Source organism: Microbacterium sp. CCNWLW41 (assembly GCF_037083505.1).
Window position 1 is genome coordinate 298,154 of record NZ_JBAOJP010000008.1, and the last position, 20,558, is coordinate 318,711.

Sequence of the window (20,558 nt, forward strand, 5' to 3'; positions counted from 1 at the left end):
GTCCGGTTCGGTCCGCGTCACGCGAGGGCGCCGATCAGTCGGAGGATCGCGCCCATGTCGTCGACCGCGGCCAGCGGCGACCGCGGAGCGAATCCGGCGATCGTCGCCCCGGCGAGGGGGAGCTGCGCGCGCAGGCCGCGCAGGGCCGCGACGAGGTCGGCGACCGAGAGGCCGAAGGGGGCGGGATGGGAGACGCCGGCGAGCTCGGCGGGGTCGATCACGTCCACGTCCACGTGGACGTAGACGCGGGATGCTCCGGTGTCGGCGACCGCCTGGGCGAGGGCGGCGGGATCCTCCAGCGCGGAGAGCTCGGCGATCCCGGAATCGTCGAGGAACCGGCGTTCCGGTTCGTCGATCGCCCGCGCTCCGACGAGCACGATGCGCTCGGGAGCGATGCCCGAACGCGCGGGAAGCGGGGAGGCCGGGTCGCCGAGGAGCGCACGGAGGGACATGCCGGAGAACGCGCCGGACGGGGAGGACGACGGCGTGTGGAGGTCGGGGTGCGCATCGCACCAGACGATCGCGACGTCGTCCAGGCCGCCGGGCAGGGCGTCGACGGCAGCGACCGAGACGCCGCAGTCGCCGCCGATGACGATCGTCGGCTCGTCGACGGCCCCGGATCCCGGTTGGGTCAGGACGTCCCGCATGAGCTCCTGCGTCCGGCGCAGGCTGCTCAGCCGGTGCACGGCCGTGCCCTGAGCGTCGCCGGCCTCCAGGGGGACGTCGAGGAGGGTGGTGGCCGCCCGTGGGAGGTCCCCGGCGATGGCGGCCGCTCCGTCCGTGAGGAGCATGGCGCGGGGAGCGGGGGAGCCCTGCCACTGCGGGACGACGAGGAAACGGGACATGATCCTTCTCCCTGGATCGAAGCGGGGAGGGCCCCTGTCGGGAGCCCTCCCCGTCATGGGTGCGGCGGAGGACCTCAGTCCTCGATCGCGGCCTGCGGCTTGGGAGCGCCGCCGGCCTTCAGCTCGGCCAGGCGCGCCTCCACCTCGGTGAGCTCGCCGAGGTCCTCGAGGCTCTCGAACTGCGCGTCGATCGACGAGGCCGCGATCTCGGCCTTGCCCTGGGCGATCGCCTCCTGACGACGGATCTTGTCCTCGAAACGGCCCAGCTCGCTGGTCGGGTCCAGGACGTTGATGGAGCCCACGGCGTCCTGCACCTTGGTCTGCGCCTCGGCGACCTTGGCGCGGGCGAGCAGCTCGCTGCGCTTGTTCTTCAGCTCCTCGAGCTTCTGCTTCATGCCGTTGAGGCCGCTCTTGAGCTTGTCGACGATCTCCGTCTGGGACGCGATCTGCGGCTCGGCGGCCTTCGCCTCGCGCTCCGAGCTGATCTGGCGCTGCAGGGCCACCTTGGCGAGGTTGTCGAACTTGTCCGCGTCGGCGGCGCTGCCCGAGGTGCGCAGCTCGTCGGCCTTGCGGCTGGCGGCGAGGGCCTTGTTGCCCCATTCCGCCGCGGCCTGGACGTCCTCTTCGTGGTCGCGCTCCAGTAGACGCAGGTTGCCGATGGTCTCGGCGATGGCCGACTCGGCGTCGGCGATGTTGTTGGTGTAGTCGCGCACGAGCTGGTCGAGCATCTTCTGCGGGTCCTCGGCGGAGTCGAGGAGCGCGTTGATGTTCGCCTTCACCAGGGTCGAGATGCGACCGAAGATCGACTGCTTGGTCATGGGCGTTTCCTTTCGCATTGCGTGTCGTGCTTGTGGGTCAGGGACAGGACAGGATCAGAATCGGCCTCCGCTGGATCCGGAGTGGCTGCCGCCTCCTCCTCCGCCGAAGCCGCCGACGGAGAAGCCTCCGCCGCCTCCGCCGAAGAAGCCGCCGCTGCTTCCGCTGCTGCCGCCCCCGCCGAAGAGTCCGCCGCCGCCACCGCCGCCCCAGCCTCCGCCGCCGCCGCGGTTTCCCGAGGCGCGGCCGATGAGAATGCCGCCGAGAAGAGCGCCGAGGGTGTCGTCGTTTCCGCGCCCGCCGCCCCCGCCCCACGGGCCGTCGTCCCAGGCGTTGACGTCCTGCTGCGCCTGTCGGAGCGCCTCGGTGGCGAGGCTGTCGGCGCGCTGAGCCAGCGCCAAGGCCGCGACCGGGTCCCCGTCGGCGGCGCTGCGGGCCTGGTCGCGGACGGTCTGGGCTTCGGCGAGCCGGGTGCGGGCCGCCGAGCTGATCGCGCCGCGGCGGCTGCGGATGAAGCCGTCGGCGGACGCGATCTGCGCGTCGGCACGCTGGATCGTGCTGCCGAGCACACTGCGCGCGTGCGCGATCTTCGCCTGCTCGTCGCGGACGTGCTGGATGACGGCGTCGAGCGCGTCGTTCGCGGCGTCGAGCACGCGCAGCGCCGTGAGCGGGTCGCGCCCGGAGGGGCCGAGCAGCGCCTGGGCCTGTGCGACCTGGCCTCGGGCCACGTCCATCGCACGGGCCACGGACCCGTCCGCGTCCGGCAGGCTCTGTGCCGTCTGCAGATCCTGCTGGATCTCGGCGAGGAGGCCGGTGGTGCCGTCGTCGGCGGTCTTGAGGTCCGTCGCGAGGCGCTCGACCGCGTCCTCCAATTGCGTCGCCTGCTGCACCGCGCCCTCGGCCGCACGGATCGACACGGCGGCGTCGCCCGTCTCGCCGGCCGCGATCTGCTGCTCCGCGGCCTGGATCTGCTGGTCCGTGAAGGACAGACGCGAGCGTGCCTGTGCGGGGTTGTCGGTGACAGCGGAGACGGCCGTCGCGGCATAGGTGGCCGTCAGGGTCGCGAGGATCTGCTCCGCACGGTCGATCTCCGCCCCGGCGGCGGCGCGGAGGCGGCGGACGTTCTCCAGCGCCTCGGGCGCGTTCTGCTCGAGCTTCCGCAGCGCGTCGAAGTCGGCCTTGCGCTCCTCCAGGACCTGGGTCGACTCCGAGCAGAGCTGGATGATCCGCTGGTTCCACTCCCGCCGCTGGGCGTCCGTGTCGGGGATCTCGTCGTCGAGCTTCTGCTTCAGGGAGAACGCCTCGTCCAGGTTCTTTCGCGAGGTCTGCAGAGCCGTCAGGAACTCGCCGATGACCTCGTCGCCGAACTGTGCCCTGGCGTACTCCATCTCCTGCTCGCTCATGCGGACCACGTCGTCGGTCCGGACGAGCGCGACGCCGGCCTGCTGGGCGAGGTCGGCGATCTCCTGCTCCTTGCGGGCGCGCTCCGCAGCGCGCCGGCGAGCGCGGCGGACGAGGACCACGATCACGACGACCACGACAGCGACGAGGGCGACGATGCCAATGATCGCCCAGGTCGTCGCCGCGCGGGCCGGAGCATCGACCAGCATGTCCTGCACCTTGTCCGCGCCGGCGGTGACGGCGCCGGCCCAGTCGCTTTCCCGAAGCGCCGGGAGCATCGCGTCGGTGATCTTCTCGCGGTCGGCGACCGAGATCGGGCCGTCTTGCTTCGGGCCGGCGATGGCGAACGTCCGCCCCTCGGTCGCGATGCCGACGAGGTACTGGCGGGAGTTGAAGCCGTTGCCGTTCGCGGTCGCGGCCACCCAGTCGACGTTGTCGGACGGGTTCGTGAACTCCGGGACGAACACGACGAAGAGCTCGGCGCCGGCCTTCTCGGCGAGCTCGGCCAGCCGTGCCTCGGCGGCGTCCTCCTGCGCGGGCGTGAGCACGCCGCTGACGTCGGTGACGTGCCCCTCGTCCAGGCGCCCGGGATCGGTGGCCGACGCCGCGGATGCGAAGGTCCCCGACACGAGGAACGCCAGCACCAGGCCGGCCACGATCGTCCAGCGCGCCCGCATGCTCGCTCCCTCCGCGGAGCCGTGCGGCCCCGGTTGCGAGTCTATTCACAGGCCTCCGACAGCGGGTAGCGGACTCGAGCGCTCTCAGCGAACGCATCGTCGCCGCGGGCGTGCGGGTGAGGGCCCGCGTGCTCGACAGCGCCCGCGCCGACCCGGGCCCGACGGTCCTGAGCGCGCTGCTCGAGGCGATCCAGCCATTCCGCGCTTTCCTCAAGGCGGATCGTGCCGTCGTCCCTCCAGGCCTCGTCGCGGTTGTGCCGGGGCTGCAGCCGGGCGTCCACCCCGCGGTGCTCCGGCACCTCGTAGCGGGCGAAGTACTCTTCGAGCCGCGCGGTGAGAGCAGCAACCGCCTCGTGGTGTTGCGGGTCGTGGATGGCGTTCCGCGTCTCCCGAGGGTCCCGCACGAGGTCGAAGAGCTCGTCCGGGCCCTCGGGGTACCGCCGCACGAGCTTGAGGTCGCCGAGCCGGACCGCTCGCAGGGTCCCGTACTCGACGAAGACGGCGTCATCACGCCCCGGATCCGGCGCCGAGACCAGCAGCGGAGCATAGCTGCGGCCGGGGTACGGCGTGTCCCGATCCGATGGGCAGGCAGCCCCTGTCAGGTCCAGGATCGTCTGGAACGTGTCGACGTGCGTCACCGGCTCCGCCCTCCGCTGGCCTCCCAACGCTCCGCCCGGGAACCTGACGATCAGGGGGATCCGGATCGACTCCTCGACGACGTTGTACGGGAGAGTGCCGTTTCCCTTGCCCCAGATTCCGTGGTGGCCGGTGTTGAGCCCGTGGTCCGAGGTGTAGACCACCGCGGTGTTCTCGGCCGCACCGGTCGAGGCGAGGGAGTCGAGCAGTCGTCCGACCTGCTCATCGATCTCGGTGACGGACGCGTAGTACTGCGCGAGCGCCTCGGAGGGCTCCCGGCGCGACGGGTACAGCGATTCCGAGCGGAGCCGACCGAACGGATAGGTGATGTCATCCGGGATGTCGGTGAATGCGCAGCCGCGGTAACGGGAGACGAGCCGCTCGAGCCCGCGGGACCACGGACTGTGGGTGGCGATGTGTCCGACGACGAGGAAGAACGGGCGATCCCGCGGGCGGTTCTCGAGGAACTCGAGTGCATGGGTCGTGATCGCGTGGTGGTCGTAGGCCTGCTCCACGTCTGCGCGGCGAGGCCAGGGGGATTCGTACCCGTCGGCCTCGGAGACGGCGGCGCCGCGGCTGTACCAGAAGTCGAATCCGCGGGCGGGTGCGGCGTCGTCTCCGAGGTGCCACTTGCCGCTCAGCCCGGTGACGTACCCGTGCTCCTTCAGGATCTCGGGCAGCAGCCTCTCGCCGCGCAGCCACTCGGGGGCGCCAGGATCGGGGTCCGCATTGCCCAGGTAATCGTGCACGCCGTGCTGAGAGGGGATCCGGCCGGTGAAGAAGGACGCGCGTGCCGGAGAGCACACGGGCGAGTTGGTGAACGCGTTGTCGAAGCGCACCCCGGTCCGGGCGAGGTGGTCGAGCGTCGGCGTCTGGATCTCCTGGTTGCCGTAGGCTCCGGCGGCCCATTGGGCGTGGTCGTCGCTGAGGAAGACGAGGATGTTCGGATGCATGATGAGCTCCCTTCCCCTGAGACACTAAAGGTTGGACCTTAATGCTGTAAACCATCCACTAGAGCTTGACAAGGAGCCGCGAATGCGCGAGATTGCTCCGTGGTTGGAGAGATCCAAAGGTCCAATCTTGTGAAGGAGCAGGGATGAAAGCCGCCGAGACGATGATCCGTTCCCGACGCCGGATCGCGTGGCTGATCGTCGCGCTCCTGCTCGCCGTCGGCAGCTATCAGCTCAACAACACGATGATCGCGCCGGCGAACCCCCTGATCATCCAGGAGCTCGGGAGCGACACGGCGACGGTCGGGCTCGCACAGACGCTGTTCCTGCTGATGGGCGCGATCTCGGCGATCATCGTCACGCGCATCAGCGACTGGACGGGCCGACGGAAGGCGCTGCTGTTCAGCCTGGGCGTGCTGATGGCCGGCAATCTCGCGGCGGCGCTGGCGCCGAACATCGGCCTGTTCCTCGTCGGACGGACGGTCTCGGGGATGTGTGGCGCGGTCTACGCCTTCGCCTTCCTGATCCTCCACGACGTGCTCGAGCTGAAGACGTTCAGTCGTGCGCTCGCGATCATCGCGGCCGTCAAAGCCGGACTGGGCGGAGGGGAGGCGGTCCTCGCGGGCGCGGTCGTCGACGGGCTGGGGTTCCGCGCGGTCTTCTGGATCATGCTCGGATTCACGGCCGTCGCGCTCGTCGTGTGCCGGCTGGCCGTGCCCGAGACCGTGTCGCAGCGTCCGCAGCGGGTCGACTGGGCGGGATCGCTGCTCATCGCAGGCGGCCTCACCGGAGTGTCCCTGGCGCTGTCTCAGGGCGGGAAGTGGGGATGGGCGAGCGTCCCCACGTGGGCGGTGCTCCTCGGCGGCCTCGCACTGCTGCTGCTCTTCCCGGTGGTCGAGCGCCGCGCGGTCGCTCCGCTCATGCGTCCCTCCGAGCTGCGGTCGAGGAACGCCTGGCCGCTCCTGGCGGCCAACGTGCTGATCCTCGCCGGCGCCTTCGGTGCGACGGGGTTCGTGCTCCCGCTGCTCGCGCAGAACGCGGCGGTCGGGTTCGGGATGAGTGCAACGCAGGCGGCGTTGCTGTACGTCATGCCCGTGTCCCTCGTCGGCTTCGCGCTCGCCCCGGTGGCGGGGACGATCGCGCCGCGCGTCGGATGGCGGAGCATCCTCCTCGTCGGGACGACCGTCACCGTCCTCGCCCTCGGCGTGCTCGCGGCGTTCAGCGGACAGCCGGTGGTGGCGTTCGTCGTCGCGCTGGTCCTCGGCGGGTTCTACACCGGGATGGTCCTCACCGCGCTCGACGGCCTCGGCGTCCTCCTGGCCTCCCGAGAGGAGCCGGGCGCGCTCACGGGCTTCAACACCGCGGCCTTCGGCATCGGTGCGTCACTGGGCGTCGCGGTCACCGGGGGAGTGATCACCTCGTTGCAGACGGACGGCGCCCCGACCTCCGCCGGCTATGTCGTCGCGCTGTGGATCTGCGCGGCTCTGGTTCTGGCGGGCCTGGCCTTCGCGCTGCTGATCCCGTCGCGAAACGTCGGCATCGTCCCCGCTCCTGCGGAGACGAAGGGGTCGCCGGTCCGGATCGAGTAGCCTTTCGCTACGGCCGAGCGATGGCGAAGAGGGGGTGCGGCAGTGGCGCGTCTGAGGACTCTCCGCGATCAGGCCGCCGAGGAGCTTCGCGAGCTCATCCGCCGCGACTACGCAGCGGGTGACCGGTTGCCGCCCGAGGTCGCGCTCGCGGAACGCGTCGGACTGAGCCGCAACACGGTACGCGAGGCGATGGGCCTGCTCGTCAACGAAGGACTCGTCGCGCGGCGCTGGGGTGTGGGGACGATCGTGCTCGATCCGCCCGAACGGGCGTCGTTCAGCCTGAGCAGTGAGATCGTGCCCGTGCCGGAGATCATCGCCGCGTCAGGGCACACGGCGGGACTCGAGCGCTTCTCGGTGGCGGCGATCGCGGCCCCTCCCGAGGCGGCATCCGCCCTGGGGGCGGACGAGCCGGTCTGGGCGGTGGAACGCGTCTTCACGGTGGACGGGGTGCCTGCGGTGCACGTCCTGGACTGGTGCGTTCGGGAGTTCGACGGGACACCCGTGGATCTCAGCACCTTCAGCGACGCCGACAGCGACCTCATCTCGGCGCTGCGGGAGCGTCTGCCCGAGCCCTTGCAACGGATCGACGGGAGGATCGACGCGATCCTCGACCCGCCCGGTCTCCCGGACAGCATGGCCGGAGTCCCGCTCGTCCAGCTCACCAGCACGGGGTACACGTCGTCGTCGACACCCGTCGTCTTCACCGTGTTGCGCTTCGACACCAGGGTCGTCGACCTCGGCGTGCGACGAGTCGTGGCTCGCTAAGGTGCCCGCGTCGGTCCGTTGCCGCGCAGCATCCGAACCTAGGCTGGTCGGGATGGACGACAGGTACGGATCGGATGTCCTTGCCGCCGGCTGGCGGGACAAGGGCACGAAGAAGGCGACGGATGTCGAGGCGGAGAAGGACCTCGTCGTCGAGGTCGCGGTCGACGGGTACTGCGGGGCGATCACGCGGGTCGAGGGCGGCCTGGTCGAGCTCGAGGACTGGAAGGGGCGCCGGCGGGCGTTCCCCCTCGGCGGCGGCTTCCTGATCGACGGCGAGCCTGTGCGGCTCGTGGTGCCGGCGGCGAAGGCATCGGGACCGAAGCGCACGGCGTCGGGCTCGTTCGCCGTCGCCGACCAGCGCGCCCGCGCCGCGCTGCCCAGCCGCATCCTCGTCGAAGGGCGCCACGACGCCGAACTGGTCGAGAAGGTGTGGGGGGACGACCTCCGGGTGGAGGGCGTCGTCGTCGAGTACCTGCAGGGGATCGATCTGCTCGACGACCTGCTCGCCGCCGAGCCGCCGAGTCGATCCCGCCGCTACGGCGTGCTGGTGGACCACCTCGTGGCCGGGTCGAAGGAGTCGCGCATCGTCGACCGCATCCTGCAAGGCCCGCACGGTGCGCATCTGCGGATCGTCGGGCATCCCTACATCGACGTCTGGCAGTGCGTGACGCCCGCGGCGATGGGCATCCGCGCCTGGCCGCAGATCCCTCGGGGCACGGACTGGAAGACCGGGATCTGCCACGCGTTCGGCTGGCCCGCCGAGACGCAGGCCGACATCGCGCACGCGTGGAAGCGGATCCTGTCGAGGGTCTCCAGCTACCGTGACCTGGAGCCCTCCCTGCTCGGCCGGGTGGAGGAGCTCATCGACTTCGTCACCGAGCCGACCGGCTGAGCCCGCGTCTGCGCCCGGATACCCTGGAGGGATGCCAGAGCCCCGCACCTTCCGCGATGAACCGGTCTCCTTCGTGCGCCGGAGCGGACGGATGTCCGAGGCGCAGGAGCGTGCGTTCGCGGAGCTGTCCGCGCAATACCTCATCGACGTGCCGCGCGACGTCGCCTGGACGTCGGTGCACCCGGACGCCCGACTGGACCCCGCCGAGCGCTACGGGCGGGCGGCCCCGCTGATCGTCGAGGTCGGGTCGGGGCAGGGGCATGCGATCGTCGCCGCGGCGTCGGCGCGGCCGGACACCGACTTCCTCGCCGTCGAGGTGTTCCGGGCGGGGCTCGCCCGCACCATGCTCGACGCCGACCGCGCCGGGGTGCGCAACCTCCGTCTCGTCGAGGCCAACGCGCCCGAGGTGCTGTCCTCCTTCCTCCCCGAGGCGGCGGCGGACGAGGCGTGGGTCTTCTTCCCCGATCCGTGGCACAAGAAGCGCCACACGAAGCGTCGTCTCGTGCGACCGGGGTTCGGCCGGATCGCCGGGCACGCGCTGCGCGACGGCGGACTGCTGCGTCTGGCCACGGACTGGGAGGACTACGCCCTGCAGATGCGCGAGGTCCTCGACGCGGAGCCCGAGTTCGTGCGCGCCTTCGACGGTGAATGGGCCGAGCGTTTCGACGGCCGGGTGATGACGGCGTTCGAGCGCAAAGGCATCGCCAAGGGGCGAGACATCCGCGATCTCGTCTATCGGCGCGTCGACCGGGGGTGACCATGGGCGAAGCGGAGGTGGACGCGACCGGCGGGACGCCGGTCATGTCAGGGCCGCGCGCCGCACAGGTCGTCGCCGCCCTCGCCGTGTGCCTCGCGGCGCCGGCCTTCTTCGTCCTCCTGCTGCCCTGGCTCGGCATGACGCTGCTCGCCGTGGGGATCGGCATCGCCGCGGTCTCCGAGCGAGGACGGATCCTGAACCGGGGGGAGAAGAGCCTCACCCGGGACCTGACCCTCATCGCCCTCGGCCTGCTGATCGTCAGCGCCATCCCGCTGGCGGCCGAGCTGGACAACGCGGCGATGCTCCGCTTCACCCTGGCGCTCGGCGGCGCAGTGGTGGTCCCTTACGTGGTGTCCCGCTTCGTCTTCCGCGATCGCGCGATCCGCTTCCCGTGGCGGACGGGGCGCCGCTGGACGACCTGGCAGTGGGGATGGCTCGTCCTGGTGCTCGTCCTCGGCTGGGCGATCCTGCCGTACTACTTCATCACCAGCGGCGTCTATCTCAACTGGCCGGTGGTCGACACCCCTGACCTCATCGCCCGGCTCTTCGTCGGGGTCGGAGCCGTGGGCATCTGGGACGAGCTGTTCTTCATCTGCACCGTCTTCGCCCTGTTGCGCCGCCATTTCCCGGACACGGCGGCCAACCTCCTGCAGGCGATCGTGTTCGTGTCGTTCCTCTGGGAGCTGGGGTATCGGGCCTGGGGGCCGGTGCTCACGATCCCGTTCGCGCTGCTGCAGGGGTTCATCTTCCTGCGCACCCACTCGCTGGCCTATGTCGTGACCGTGCACCTGCTCTTCGACGCGGTCGTCTTCCTCGTGCTGGTGCACGCGCACAACCCGGGGCTGCTCCCGATCTTCCTCGTCTGAGCCGAAGCGGCGTCCGGCCCGCTGCTAGCGTCGGAGAAGCCGTGCCCGCAGCGGGACGGCGGAGAGGGGCGGAGCGTGAGCGGGCTGGCGAAGGCGTCGAGGAGACGACCGTTCCCGACCTTCATCGTGGTGTGCGCGCTGGTGTTCGTCGCCCTGTACGCCGCCGTCGTCCTCCTTTATGCACGGGGCACGACGCCGGTGATCTCCCCCTCGCCGGCCGACGAGGACCCGGCCGCCGTCCACGTGCGTCTCACGCCGACCGACGTCGATGCGGGAACGGATCGGCTCTCCTTCGACGTGTCGCTCACGAAGAAGAGCCGCGATCAGCTGAGCGAGGCGTCGGACGGCGGCGACGTGGTGGTGCTGTTCACGTCCGCGGGCGGAAGCAGCACCGTGACCTTCGCGGGCGGGTACCTCGACGTGCCGCAGACCGTCCGGCTTCCGACGAGCGGCCAGATCGAGCAGTGGCCGTTCGACCGGCACCCCGCCCGAACGCTCGTCACGGTGGGATACACCGCGGGTGACGGTGCCTCACAGACGCTGCCCGGCGGGCTGGTGCTCGACGCCCACCACGTCCCGGGGTGGGTGATCTCGCTCGCGCAGACCGACCAGACGTACGTCCTGGGGCAGAGCTCCGTCGTGCAGTACGAGATCGAGGTGCGGCGGGCGACCGCGGCGATCGCGTTCGGACTCGTCCTGCTGGCTCTCATGGTCATCATGCCCGTGCTCGGGCTCACCGTCGCGATCATGGTGTTCCGCGGGCGCCGGAGGGTCGAGGTCGGCTTCTTCACCTGGAACGCGGGCATGCTGTTCGCGACGCCGACGCTGCGCAACTTCCTGCCCGGCCAGCCGCCGGTCGGGTCCTGGGTGGACTATCTGGTGGTGCTCTGGGTGATCGCCGGGCTCATCCTGGCGCTGATGATCAGCGTCGTGGGCTGGTACCGCTGGGGGAGCCCGCAGCCGGAGGTCACGGCATCCCTGCGGGCGAGAGCGTCCGCGCGGCGCCGAGAAGCGCTGCGGGGACACGCCGAGCGCCCCGACGGAGCCGCGCCCCGGTGACCACGCGCTGGCGGTCGTGCGTCCCGGGCGGCAGAATCGTCGGATGCTCCTTCTCGGATCGATCCTCGCCGGTCTCGCCGCGCTCGTGCACGTCTTCATCTTCGTCCTGGAGTCCGTGCGCTGGACCGCGCCCGCGACGCGGAAGGTGTTCGGAGTGGCGAGCGAGCAGGATGCGCTCGTCATGCGCCAGCTCGCCTTCAACCAGGGCTTCTACAACCTGTTCCTGGCGGTGATGGCCGCGGTGGGGATCGTGCTGGCCGCGGTCGGCATCGTCGGCGCGGGCGTCACGCTGATGCTCGCGGGCACCGGGACCATGCTCGCCGCCGCCCTGGTGCTCGTCCTCGCGGACGGCAGCAAGCTCCGTGCCGCCGCCATGCAGGGCACGTTCCCGCTCCTCGCCGTCGGCGTTCTCGTGCTCCACCTCCTGTCCTGACAGGCGGGGCGTCGGCCCCGAGATGCTCGAAGCTCTTCGACGGAGTTCGATGGAGCCATGGACCGGACTCGGCTGACGACCGCGGGCGTGCTGCTGCTCGCCGGGGTGCAGTACTTCCTCGCGGAGGCGATCACGGCGGCCGCCTGGACGAGGACGCCGTACAGCTACGGCGAGAACTACATCAGCGACCTCGGGGTTCCCGAATGCGTGGAGCTCGGGCGGACCGTCTGCTCGCCCGCCTATCTCCTCATGGACGTCTCCCTCGTGCTCCAAGGCCTCCTCGTCCTGACGGCGGTGATCGTCCTCGGCGACGCCCTTCGTGCCGGACGCCCGCACCGTATCGCGCGCATGGTCGTCGCCGTCCTCGCGGTCGTCCACGCGATCGGTCTGATCGTGGTCGGACTGTTCCCCGGCTCGTTCGCAGAGGCGATCGGAGGCGATCCCGTCCGGCTGTTCCTGCACAGCCTGGGTGCGCTGTTCGCGATCCTCGGCGGCAACCTGCTGATGGTCGCCGTGGCCGTCCTCGCCCCGCGCGAGGGGCGACCGGTGCTCGCCCTCGCGATCGCCGTGCTGGCCGCGATCGGCCTGGGCGCGATCGCCGCGGGACTGCTCGGATCCGACCTCGGGCTCGGGCTCGGCGGGATCGAGCGCGTCGCCGCGTATCCGGTCTTCGCCGGGCTGTTCCTCGTCGGCGGAGCCCTGATCGTCGCGGGGCGACGGTCCCGCGGGACGCCGGTGTCCGAGAAGCCCCTCGGGCGCTGATAGGATCGTTCGGTACGCCTCCGTAGCTCAGCGGATAGAGCGCCGGTTTCCGGTACCGTAGGTCGCAGGTTCGATTCCTGTCGGGGGCACGTCAGCAGGACGATCGAGAGAGCCCGGGCATGCACAGCATGCCGGGGCTCTCTCCGTTCCTGGTCATCGTCGGGGTTCCATACCGTGTCCGACTGCAGGGTGCAGTCCGGATCGCGGATCAGACCGATCGGTCTAAGATGAGACCATGCGTTCTCACCCCCCGCACGAGGCGCCGACGGTGCGTGCGCGGCCGTCGGGGCCCACGTTCACGGAGACGGCGAGGCGCCGCCAGCTCTTGGACGCGGCGGTCGACGCCGTGACCGAGCTCGGATACCATCGCGCCTCCTTGGCTGAGATCGCGAAGAGGGCGGCCATCGCGAAGAGCGCGGTCGTCTACTACTTCACCGCCAAGGAAGCCCTGCTTCTTGAGTTGGTCGACAGCGTGTTCACGGCGCTCGGCGACGACCTCGTCTCCGCGGTCGCGGGGATGTCCGGGCCGACCGATCGCCTGCGCGCCTACGCCGAGGCGTACCTGGCGCACGTCGATGCCCATCGTCGCCGGATCGCCGCAGCCGTCGAGATCGTCGTCTCGCACCGCCTGGCGGACGGCAGACCGCTGTACCTCGTGGAGGCCGACGACGACACGGCGCTGCTGCGGGGCATCCTCGCACAGGGGATGGAGGACGGGGCGTTCCGGCGCCTCCCCCTCGATGTCGCGGTGGGACTTGCCGAGAGCGTCCTCGACCGTGCGATCACCGTCGTGCAGCGCGATCCGGACGCGGACCTCCGCGACCTGCGCCGACACGCCCTCCCGTTCCTCCTGCGCGCATTCGCCGTCGGGGAAGACGACATCGGAGAAGGCCCGTGAGAGCCGACACCGCCCTCCGTCTCCTCGTCGTCAGCGGGCGGATCGTCGTCGCGGTCCTGCCTCTCGGGATCGGTGTCACGCTGCTGGCGGCGCTGATCCCGCATGATGCGGCGCCCTCGGCGCCCGGGACCCTGCTCGCCCGCGGCGCGGGGGGCGCGGCGATCGCGCTTCTCACGTTCGCCGTCATCGCGATCCTGAGACGTGGCGATCGCATGACCACGGTCGAGGCGGGCCTCGGGGGGAGAGGAGGCATCCGGCTCGCGTTGTGGGGAGCGCTGCTGTGGCTGGCTCCTGCAGCGGTGGCGTTCGGCGTCCTGGCGGGGCTGGGCGCGCCGCTCACGGTGACCGCACCGCCCGAGGACGTCGTGCGGACGGTGCTCCTGCTGACCCCCGCGGTGCTGCTCCTCGAGGCGCTGCCCGAGGAAGCGGCGTTCCGGGGCTACATCGGCGGACTGATCGGACGGGAGATACCCCGGTGGTGGGCGATCGTCGTGCAGGCGCTGCTGTTCACGCTGTTCGCCGCCGGGCTCCGCGGGGGTGCGAGCCCGGTGGACCTGTCCCTCTTCCTGACGATGGGGATCGGGCTCGGCTATCTCCGGATGATCACGGGGTCGATCTGGGTCGGCGTCGGGTTCCACACGGCGTTCCAGACGGGCTCGCAGCTCGTGTTTTCCCACGACGTGGTCGCGTTCGCCGGTGGAGAGGTCGCCGCCATGCTGGCTCTGGGCGCCGTCCCGTTCACGGTCGCAGGCGTCGCGGTGTCGGTTGTGGGCATTCCCCGATTCGTCCGTCGGAGGCCGGCGACGCGTTCCTGAGCGTCGACCCCGCCGCCCTGGTCCGCGCGGAGCGTCCGGCTCAGTCGACCTCGGCGGGAGCGTCGCCCGCCTTGTCCATCGTCCAGTACCCGATCGCGTGATGGCGATCCCGAGGGGAGCCGAGTCGTACGCGGAGGTCCCTACGGATGGCACGACTGGCGGACGCCTCGCAGGCGACCCACGCGTACCAGGGCGATGCGGGGGCGACGAGCTCCGCGACGGCGAGCGGGAGCGAGCTCGGACCACGGCCGTTGCCCGTGCCGATCAGCCAGCGGAACTCGACGTCGCGCTCGGTGGCGTACTCCTGGACATCCGCCTCGTCGGGAACCTCCGCGATCGCGATCGCGCGTGTGCCCGGTGCGAGGCCCTCGACGATCCGACCGAGTCCGGGCAGGCCCGTGGCGTCGGCGACCAGGATCTGCTCGACCGCATCCTCGGGCGGGTCGTAGTACGAGCGGCTCGGCAGATCGTTGAAGACTCCGAGGACGTGACCCGGGGCCGCCCGCTCCGCCCAGGACGAGGCGACGCCGTGCCCGTGGACGACGAAGTCGATGTCGAACCGTCGTCCGCCGTCGTGCACGGCGCGGACCGTGTAGTGGCGCCACGGCGGCTCCTCACCCTGCCAGCCCGAGCCGTATTCGGGCAGGTTGAAGACGGCGATGTCGGCGACGGTCTCGCCCGGGCGGGGAAGGGCGATGTCGATGCGCTCGTCTCCGATGCCGTCCGTGTGCCAACGCCATCCGCCGAGGGGTTCCAGGCTGACCCGGATCATGTGGGGGGTGAGGCGCGTCACGGTCACGACGCGGGCGGGGGCGCAGGGCACGGCCACGGGCTGTTCTCCTTTTCGGCGGGGTCGATCTCGAGGGCGTCGGTCTCGGTGATGGTTCGCGCGGTGTCGACGGGCCGGCGTGGCGCCGTGTCGCGCCACGCCGCCCAGAGAGTCCGGAACGGGCCCTCGCGGGCGAGCAGGGAGGACATCGTGCCGTGCTCGACGATCCGGCCGTTCTCGAGCACGACGATGTCGTCCGCGAGCGCGGCGTGGTGCAGTCGGTGGGCGATCACGACCGCCGTGCGGTGCCGGGCCACAGCGGCGACGGCGCGGTCCACGGCGGCGTCGGATCCGGCATCGGCCGTGGCCTCGTCGAGCACGACCACGGGCGGGTCGGCGAGGATGACGCGGGCGAGCGCGATCTGCTGGATCCGATGCGCGTCGAGGTCCGGGCCGAGCTCGGCGTCGACGCCGTCCTCGAAGGGGCCGGTCCATTCGGCGCCGACCCGGTCGAGCGCCTCTCGGAGCTCCTCATCGGTCGCGCCCGCGCGGGCCAGGCGCAGATTGTCTGCGAGCGTGCCGGGGAACAGGTGCGTCTCCTGCGTCACGGTCATCACGGCCGGACGGTGATCGGCACGCATCGCCCGGGCGGCGGGGGCGCCGCCCACGAGGACCGTCCCGGCGTCGGGGGTGGCGAGGCCGCAGACGAGGCGCGCGAGCGTCGATTTGCCGGATCCGCTCGCGCCGACGATGACGACGCAGGAGCCCGTGGGGATGCTCAGGCTCACGCCGTCCACGGCGGGCCGCGTCGTGGACGCGGACCGGTAGGAGTACGAGACGTCGTGCAGGATCACGGCGCCGTCTCGGATCACGATCCCCGTGCGCTCCTGCGGGGGCAGTCCGAGGAGACCGGCGAGGCGTTCGAGGCCGGCGTGGGCGCGCTGGAGGTCGTCGATGCTCGACAGGAGCGCGCCGATCGGACCGAACAGCCGGTGGAAGAACAGCGCCGCCGCCGTGACGGCGCCCACGGTCACCGCGTCGTCGCCGACCCGCCACAGTCCCGTCGCCAGCACGGCGACGAGCCCCGCGAGCTCGGCGAGGTTCAGGGTGCCGTTGAAGACATTGCGTGCGCGGGCGGCCGATCGCTGGGTCTCGATCGCGGTGAGGCTACGCCGCGCGACCAGGGCGAGCCGCGCCTCCTCGCGTCCGTGCGCGCGGATGGTCTCCGCACCGGTGACGCCCTCGATGATCGCCTGCGCACGGGATGCCTCCTCGCGGCGCAGCCGCACATAGAGCGGCCGAGAGCGCCGGAGGAACTGGGCTGCGGCGAGGAACTGGATCGGCACGGCGACGAGCGCCGCCACCGCGAGCCAGGGATCGAGCACGGCCATGCCCGTGGCGGTGAGCACGATCGTGAACAGGGCGCCGACGAAGCGGGGGAGGACCCCCGACGCCGCTTCGGTCACCGCGTCGACGTCGCCCGTCAGCCGGGATACGACGTCCGCGCTGCCGGCGTCCTCGACGACGGCGGGATCGACACGCAGCGCGGCGTCGAACACCCCCTCGCGGAGCTCTGCGAGCATCCCCTGGATGCTGGCGACCAGCAGCCTCCCGCCCCACCAGGAGCACACGGCGGAGGCCGCACCGGCGCCGGCGAGCACGAGGGCGCACGACGCGATCGAGACCGGGGGACCGCCGTCGAGGGCGATGTCGACGATGCGGCCGAGAACGGGCGGGATCGCCAGAGCGCTGGCGGATCCCGCGAGCAGCAGCAGGATCGTTGCGGAGACGGAGCCGCGTCGGCGGGAGAGGAGGGGTCCGAGCGTGCGCAGGGTGTCGCGAGGGCCGGCGACGGGAAGGACATCGGTCATGGGCGTGCCCTGTCCCCTTCCGTCTCCGCAGCGCCGAGATCGACGACCTCGTGGCAGGCGGAGAGAAGGACCGGATCGGCGGTGATGACGACGATCGTGCGCCCGGTGCGGGCCAGGCCGGCGGCGACGCGCTGCTTCGTGACCGGATCCAGGGCGGTGACCGGCTCGTCGAGCACGAGGACGTCGGCCGGGGAATGCAGGGCGCGGGCGAGCAGCACACGCTGCCGCTGCCCTCCGGAGAGGCGACGGCCCGACTCCCCGATCGGGTGGTTCGCCGATCCTGCATGAGCGATGACGTCGTCGAGCGCGGTCGTGCGCACGAGGTCGCCCTGAAGCGGTCCCGCGGGGGCCACGTTCTCGTGCAGCGTCCCGGTGAAGAGGGTCGCGTCGTGGGGCGGGGCGAGGACCCGCGAGCGGTAGGCGCCGGGGCCGAGCGCGAGTGCATCCCGGCCTCCGAGGAGGACCTCGCCGGGGTGCGGCGGGGTGCGGAAGGCGAGCCGCGCCGCGACCGCGCGGGCCTGATCGGCGCGGCTCACCCGCACGCCCGTCATGCGTCCCTCGCGCATCATGACGGGAGCGCCTCCGGGCCGCGCCCAGCGCAGCGGCCCGGAGGAAGGGGCGACGGACTCCCCGCCTGGGAGGACGTAGGGGGCCGTCACCAGCTCATGCAGGCGTCGTGCGGAGGCGCGCTTGTGCGCCCAGTTCGCGCCGAATGTCCCGATGTGCTCGAGGGAGGATTGAAGGAACTGAGCCAGGCCGACGACCGTGACGAGCTGGCCGGGGCTGAGCGCGCCCTGCAGCGTCATCCACCCCGCGACCCCGGCGAGCACGGCGAGGTAGCCGACCGACACCGCGGTGCTCACCGCCTGATAGTTCAGGAGCGCGCGCGATGCGCGCACCGCTCCTGAACACGATTCCGCGCTGGCTCGCCGGTAGCGCGCCAGCAGCGCCCCCTGGGCGCCCAGGCCGTGTACGACCCGGAGGCCGGCGATCGCGTCGGTCGCCATGGCGCTCGCCGCCGCGGCCGCTCGCTGCTCCGCCGCGCCGCGCCGCTCCAGCGGGCGAGCCAGGGCCGCCATCGCCCAGAGGACGAGGAGGGCGCCCGCAAGGACGCCGATGCCCAGCGGGATCGAGACGAGCAGGAGCGTGACCACCGCCGTCAGGAGCGCCGCGATCGTGGCACCCTGCTCGGCGACGCTCCAGGCCACGCCGGCGACGCGGTAGGTGTCGCTCGTCGCGATGGAGAGGATCTCCCCGGCTGGGCGAGGAGCGAGACGCCGTACATGCAGGACGCGTCCGATGGCGAGCTGGCGGAGGTGGTGCTCGCCGTGGCCGTAGACCCGCACCATGGCCAGACTCGCCGTCTGATAGCTGACGGACAGCACGACGAACAGAGCGGCGAGCGCACCGCACCAGAGCAGGAGAGCTGCCGGGTCGCGGGGGAGGACGGCGCGGTCGATGACGACGCCGATCAGCACCGGCACCAGCGCCTCGGATGCCTGATGGAGCATGAACCCGGCCGTGGCTGCGGTCAGGCGCCATCCCCGTCCGTGCGACATCAGCGCCATGCGGATCAGGCGTCCCGGCGTCGCCGGGGCGGTCGGGGGCGGGGGAGTCACTCCTCTCACGTTAGGGAGCGGGGCATCTCCGCAGGCGACGGAAGTTGTCGCCGACCAGACAATAGAATGAAGGTAACCCTTACCTAACTGGAGGACGGATGGTGACGCTTGTCGCTCCGCTGTCGGATGCGCGTCGGCTGCAGGGGTCGGAGTCTCCGCTGCGCGGCTCGATCGTCCCCGAGGGGTATCTGCTCACCACCCGGTATCTCCGCCATGCGTATGTCGACGACGTGGACGGCTGCTCTCCCGAGGAGCACCGGCATCCCGAGCACGTCGTCTTCTGGCCCGAGCGCGGGACGGCGGCCGTCGAGGTCGAGGGGGTGCGGCATCGGCTGGCGCTGGGGCAGGGCCTCTGGGTGCCGGCGGGCACGGCGCATACCGCCGCTCGGTCGGCGGCGACGACGCTCGCGGCGCTGCATGTGCTGCCCCATGCGTGGGAGGCGCCGATCGGCGAGGTGCGCGCGGTCTGTGTGAACCCGGCTCTGCGGGAGCTGCTGGCGTACCTGTCCGAGACGGGGATGCCGAAGCAGCAGCGGCTGAGGGCGCAGCGCGTGTGCCTGGAGCTCATCGCCGACGAGGCCCGGCCCGTCATCGAGCTGCCCCTGCCGCGGGACCACCGCATCGCTGCGATCGCCCGAGCCATCATGGTGGACCCGGGGGATGGGCGCTCCTTGGACGACTGGGCCTGGTCCGCCTCGCTGAGCGCTCGGACGCTCGCACGGGCCTTCCGGGCCGAGACCGGCATGACGTTCAGTCAATGGCGCACGGCCGCGCGGATGTCCGCCGCGGTGCGCCTGCTCGGGGACGGGATCCCGGTCGGCATCGTCGCTCGCCGCGTCGGCTATGCGACGATCAGCGCGTTCAGCGCCGCGTTCCACCGCGTCATGGGACGCCCGCCACACCGCTTCCTGCCGGGATCCGCGGACGAGTGAGCCGGACGGGGCTGTCCGCTCGGCGATAAGACGTGTCAGTCCGTGGCAAGTCGTCCTCCCTAGGCTCGACTAAGGCAAGCCTTACTTGGCTGCCGGTAGCCCGCTGAGAGGTTCCATGTCTGCACTCCGCCGTTCCGGTGTTCTCGTCCTCCTGGCCGCCTTGGCCCTCGTGGTCGCCGGCTGCTCGTCATCCGCCGGGGCGGAGGAACACCCGTCCTCCGTGACGACGTCGGGGGACTTCCCGGTGACCATCGAACACGCGCTGGGCACGGCGACGATTCCCGAGAAGCCCGAACGCGTGGTCACCCTCAGCTGGATGAACCACGACATCGTGGCGGCTCTCGGCGTCGTGCCCGTCGGAGTCCCGGAGACCTGGGGAGGTGACGATGAGGGCTTCTCACCGTGGTTCCGCGAGCAGGTGGAAGGCGAGCTTCGAGGCGAGATGCCCGAGATCCTGCGCAGCAGCGAGGACGGGCCCGACTACGAGCAGATCCTGAGCCTTCGTCCCGACGTCATCGTCGCCGTGTACTCGGGCCTCACCGAGGTCCAGTATCGGCGACTGAGCGAGATCGCGCCGACCGTCGCCTACATGGACCGCCCGTTCACGTCCGGGACGTGGCAGGAGCACACCGAGATCATCGGGACCATCCTGGGAGAGCAGGAACGGGCCGACGAGGTGATCGAGAGCACCGAGCGGGCCATCGCCGCCGAGACCGCGAGGTATCCGAACCTGGAGGGCGCCTCGTTCCTCTACAGCCTCGCCCTCGCGGAAGGCTCCGCGGAGATGGCCGCGTACATCACCGAGGACGCGCGCGTCTCTCTGCTGCATGAGTTCGGCATGGTGGACAGCCCGGCGTTGGCCCCGGCGAGCGAGGGACTGGATCCGGAGCTCTTCTACACCGGCATCAGTCTCGAGAAGCTCTCCGATGTCGAGGCCGACGTCGTCCTGGCCTGGTCCAACTCCGCCGAGGAGACCGCCTACACCCTCCAGCACCCGGTCTTCCGTCGCTGGGCGCCGATCGTCGCGGGACGCTACTACGTCGCGGAGGGGGCGACGCTGGGTATGGCCACGAGCGGCCCCGACGTCCTCAGCATTCCGTGGGCGATCGAGCATGGCTACATCGAGGACATCTCGGCGGCGATCGACGGCGGCGCCGTGGTCGGCGGCGCCGAATGACGCTCCGGCCCGGTCGACGGATGCACCGA

General features: G+C 71.3%; 19 protein-coding genes and 1 tRNA gene. 13 read left to right on the forward strand and 7 right to left on the reverse strand.

The window, feature by feature from the left end:
• Positions 1-17 precede the first annotated feature (17 nt).
• From V6R91_RS25975 to V6R91_RS25990, 4 genes are all read right to left on the reverse strand, one after another.
• The gene (locus V6R91_RS25975; RefSeq protein WP_336397617.1) at positions 18-845 is read right to left on the reverse strand and encodes an arginase family protein; all 828 of its coding nucleotides are present in this window, start codon (positions 843-845) and stop codon (positions 18-20) included.
• A 74-nt stretch (positions 846-919) separates the two neighbouring features.
• A complete protein-coding gene (locus V6R91_RS25980; RefSeq protein WP_336397618.1) occupies positions 920-1,663 on the reverse strand; it encodes a PspA/IM30 family protein in 744 nt (247 codons plus the stop codon).
• A 54-nt stretch (positions 1,664-1,717) separates the two neighbouring features.
• Positions 1,718-3,739 (reverse strand): TPM domain-containing protein, encoded by a 2,022-nt coding sequence (locus V6R91_RS25985; protein ID WP_336397619.1) that lies wholly within the window; start codon positions 3,737-3,739, stop codon positions 1,718-1,720.
• A gap of 41 nt (positions 3,740-3,780) precedes the next feature.
• Positions 3,781-5,328 carry a sulfatase-like hydrolase/transferase gene (locus V6R91_RS25990; protein ID WP_336397620.1) on the reverse strand — a complete coding sequence of 516 codons (1,548 nt, stop codon included), beginning with the start codon at positions 5,326-5,328 and terminating at the stop codon, positions 3,781-3,783.
• Positions 5,329-5,471: 143 nt separating this feature from the next.
• Between V6R91_RS25990 and V6R91_RS25995 the strand changes: the two genes are divergently transcribed.
• The 11 genes from V6R91_RS25995 to V6R91_RS26045 all read left to right on the forward strand — a co-directional run bounded on the left by V6R91_RS25995 (position 5,472) and on the right by V6R91_RS26045 (position 14,161).
• Positions 5,472-6,914 carry an MFS transporter gene (locus V6R91_RS25995; protein ID WP_271061543.1) on the forward strand — a complete coding sequence of 481 codons (1,443 nt, stop codon included), beginning with the start codon at positions 5,472-5,474 and terminating at the stop codon, positions 6,912-6,914.
• A gap of 42 nt (positions 6,915-6,956) precedes the next feature.
• A complete protein-coding gene (locus tag V6R91_RS26000; RefSeq protein WP_336397621.1) occupies positions 6,957-7,679 on the forward strand; it encodes a GntR family transcriptional regulator in 723 nt (240 codons plus the stop codon).
• Between the two features lie 52 nt (positions 7,680-7,731).
• Positions 7,732-8,571 carry a DUF3097 domain-containing protein gene (locus V6R91_RS26005; protein WP_271061541.1) on the forward strand — a complete coding sequence of 280 codons (840 nt, stop codon included), beginning with the start codon at positions 7,732-7,734 and terminating at the stop codon, positions 8,569-8,571.
• A gap of 31 nt (positions 8,572-8,602) precedes the next feature.
• Positions 8,603-9,328, forward strand: coding sequence for a tRNA (guanosine(46)-N7)-methyltransferase TrmB (trmB, locus tag V6R91_RS26010; RefSeq protein WP_219084587.1), 726 nt, complete (start codon positions 8,603-8,605; stop codon positions 9,326-9,328).
• A 44-nt stretch (positions 9,329-9,372) separates the two neighbouring features.
• Complete coding sequence (locus V6R91_RS26015) at positions 9,373-10,194, forward strand: CPBP family intramembrane glutamic endopeptidase (protein WP_336397686.1); 822 nt, start codon at positions 9,373-9,375, stop codon at positions 10,192-10,194.
• 75 nt (positions 10,195-10,269) lie between these two features.
• A complete protein-coding gene (locus V6R91_RS26020; RefSeq protein WP_271061539.1) occupies positions 10,270-11,253 on the forward strand; it encodes a DUF4436 family protein in 984 nt (327 codons plus the stop codon).
• 43 nt (positions 11,254-11,296) lie between these two features.
• Positions 11,297-11,686: a DUF1304 domain-containing protein gene (locus V6R91_RS26025; protein ID WP_271061538.1), complete on the forward strand. Its 390-nt coding sequence runs from the start codon at positions 11,297-11,299 to the stop codon at positions 11,684-11,686.
• 57 nt (positions 11,687-11,743) lie between these two features.
• Positions 11,744-12,448 carry a DUF998 domain-containing protein gene (locus V6R91_RS26030; RefSeq protein ID WP_336397622.1) on the forward strand — a complete coding sequence of 235 codons (705 nt, stop codon included), beginning with the start codon at positions 11,744-11,746 and terminating at the stop codon, positions 12,446-12,448.
• 16 nt (positions 12,449-12,464) lie between these two features.
• Positions 12,465-12,537: transfer RNA gene (locus V6R91_RS26035), tRNA-Arg, on the forward strand.
• Positions 12,538-12,683: 146 nt separating this feature from the next.
• Positions 12,684-13,346, forward strand: a complete 663-nt coding sequence (locus tag V6R91_RS26040; protein WP_336397623.1) for a TetR/AcrR family transcriptional regulator — start codon at positions 12,684-12,686, stop codon at positions 13,344-13,346.
• Positions 13,343-14,161, forward strand: coding sequence for a CPBP family intramembrane glutamic endopeptidase (locus V6R91_RS26045; protein WP_336397624.1), 819 nt, complete (start codon positions 13,343-13,345; stop codon positions 14,159-14,161). The genes V6R91_RS26040 and V6R91_RS26045 overlap by 4 nt, the downstream gene beginning before the upstream one ends.
• A 40-nt stretch (positions 14,162-14,201) precedes the next feature.
• Here the strand turns inward: V6R91_RS26045 and V6R91_RS26050 are convergent, their stop codons facing one another.
• From V6R91_RS26050 to V6R91_RS26060, 3 genes are read right to left on the reverse strand one after another with little or no spacing between them, the layout of a single operon-like run.
• Positions 14,202-14,990: a siderophore-interacting protein gene (locus V6R91_RS26050; protein WP_336397625.1), complete on the reverse strand. Its 789-nt coding sequence runs from the start codon at positions 14,988-14,990 to the stop codon at positions 14,202-14,204.
• Positions 14,957-16,801: an ABC transporter ATP-binding protein gene (locus tag V6R91_RS26055; RefSeq protein ID WP_336397626.1), complete on the reverse strand. Its 1,845-nt coding sequence runs from the start codon at positions 16,799-16,801 to the stop codon at positions 14,957-14,959. Before V6R91_RS26055 ends, V6R91_RS26050 begins: the two co-directional genes overlap by 34 nt.
• Positions 16,798-18,420 (reverse strand): ABC transporter ATP-binding protein, encoded by a 1,623-nt coding sequence (locus V6R91_RS26060; RefSeq protein WP_336397627.1) that lies wholly within the window; start codon positions 18,418-18,420, stop codon positions 16,798-16,800. The genes V6R91_RS26055 and V6R91_RS26060 overlap by 4 nt, the downstream gene beginning before the upstream one ends.
• Positions 18,421-18,518: 98 nt before the next feature.
• Here V6R91_RS26060 and V6R91_RS26065 point away from each other — a divergent pair, with 98 nt between their 5' ends.
• On the forward strand, positions 18,519-19,352 hold the full coding sequence (locus V6R91_RS26065) for a helix-turn-helix transcriptional regulator (RefSeq protein ID WP_271061531.1): 834 nt from the start codon (positions 18,519-18,521) through the stop codon (positions 19,350-19,352).
• 115 nt (positions 19,353-19,467) lie between these two features.
• On the forward strand, positions 19,468-20,529 hold the full coding sequence (locus V6R91_RS26070) for an iron-siderophore ABC transporter substrate-binding protein (protein ID WP_271061530.1): 1,062 nt from the start codon (positions 19,468-19,470) through the stop codon (positions 20,527-20,529).
• The last annotated feature ends 29 nt before the right edge of the window (positions 20,530-20,558 follow it).

What these genes read in the sequence shown, in the direction of transcription:
- trmB (WP_219084587.1), top strand. Translation starts at nt 8,603, where the DNA reads ATGCCAGAGCCCCGCACCTTCCGCGATGAACCGGTCTCCTTCGTGCGC.
- V6R91_RS26025 (WP_271061538.1), top strand. Translation starts at nt 11,297, where the DNA reads ATGCTCCTTCTCGGATCGATCCTCGCCGGTCTCGCCGCGCTCGTGCAC.
- V6R91_RS26030 (WP_336397622.1), top strand. Translation starts at nt 11,744, where the DNA reads ATGGACCGGACTCGGCTGACGACCGCGGGCGTGCTGCTGCTCGCCGGG.
- V6R91_RS25985 (WP_336397619.1), bottom strand. Translation starts at nt 3,739, where the DNA reads ATGCGGGCGCGCTGGACGATCGTGGCCGGCCTGGTGCTGGCGTTCCTC.
- V6R91_RS26055 (WP_336397626.1), bottom strand. Translation starts at nt 16,801, where the DNA reads ATGACCGATGTCCTTCCCGTCGCCGGCCCTCGCGACACCCTGCGCACG.
- V6R91_RS26040 (WP_336397623.1), top strand. Translation starts at nt 12,684, where the DNA reads ATGCGTTCTCACCCCCCGCACGAGGCGCCGACGGTGCGTGCGCGGCCG.
- V6R91_RS26005 (WP_271061541.1), top strand. Translation starts at nt 7,732, where the DNA reads ATGGACGACAGGTACGGATCGGATGTCCTTGCCGCCGGCTGGCGGGAC.
- V6R91_RS26070 (WP_271061530.1), top strand. Translation starts at nt 19,468, where the DNA reads ATGTCTGCACTCCGCCGTTCCGGTGTTCTCGTCCTCCTGGCCGCCTTG.
- V6R91_RS25990 (WP_336397620.1), bottom strand. Translation starts at nt 5,328, where the DNA reads ATGCATCCGAACATCCTCGTCTTCCTCAGCGACGACCACGCCCAATGG.
- V6R91_RS25995 (WP_271061543.1), top strand. Translation starts at nt 5,472, where the DNA reads ATGAAAGCCGCCGAGACGATGATCCGTTCCCGACGCCGGATCGCGTGG.
- V6R91_RS26015 (WP_336397686.1), top strand. Translation starts at nt 9,373, where the DNA reads ATGTCAGGGCCGCGCGCCGCACAGGTCGTCGCCGCCCTCGCCGTGTGC.
- V6R91_RS25980 (WP_336397618.1), bottom strand. Translation starts at nt 1,663, where the DNA reads ATGACCAAGCAGTCGATCTTCGGTCGCATCTCGACCCTGGTGAAGGCG.
- V6R91_RS26065 (WP_271061531.1), top strand. Translation starts at nt 18,519, where the DNA reads ATGGTGACGCTTGTCGCTCCGCTGTCGGATGCGCGTCGGCTGCAGGGG.
- V6R91_RS25975 (WP_336397617.1), bottom strand. Translation starts at nt 845, where the DNA reads ATGTCCCGTTTCCTCGTCGTCCCGCAGTGGCAGGGCTCCCCCGCTCCC.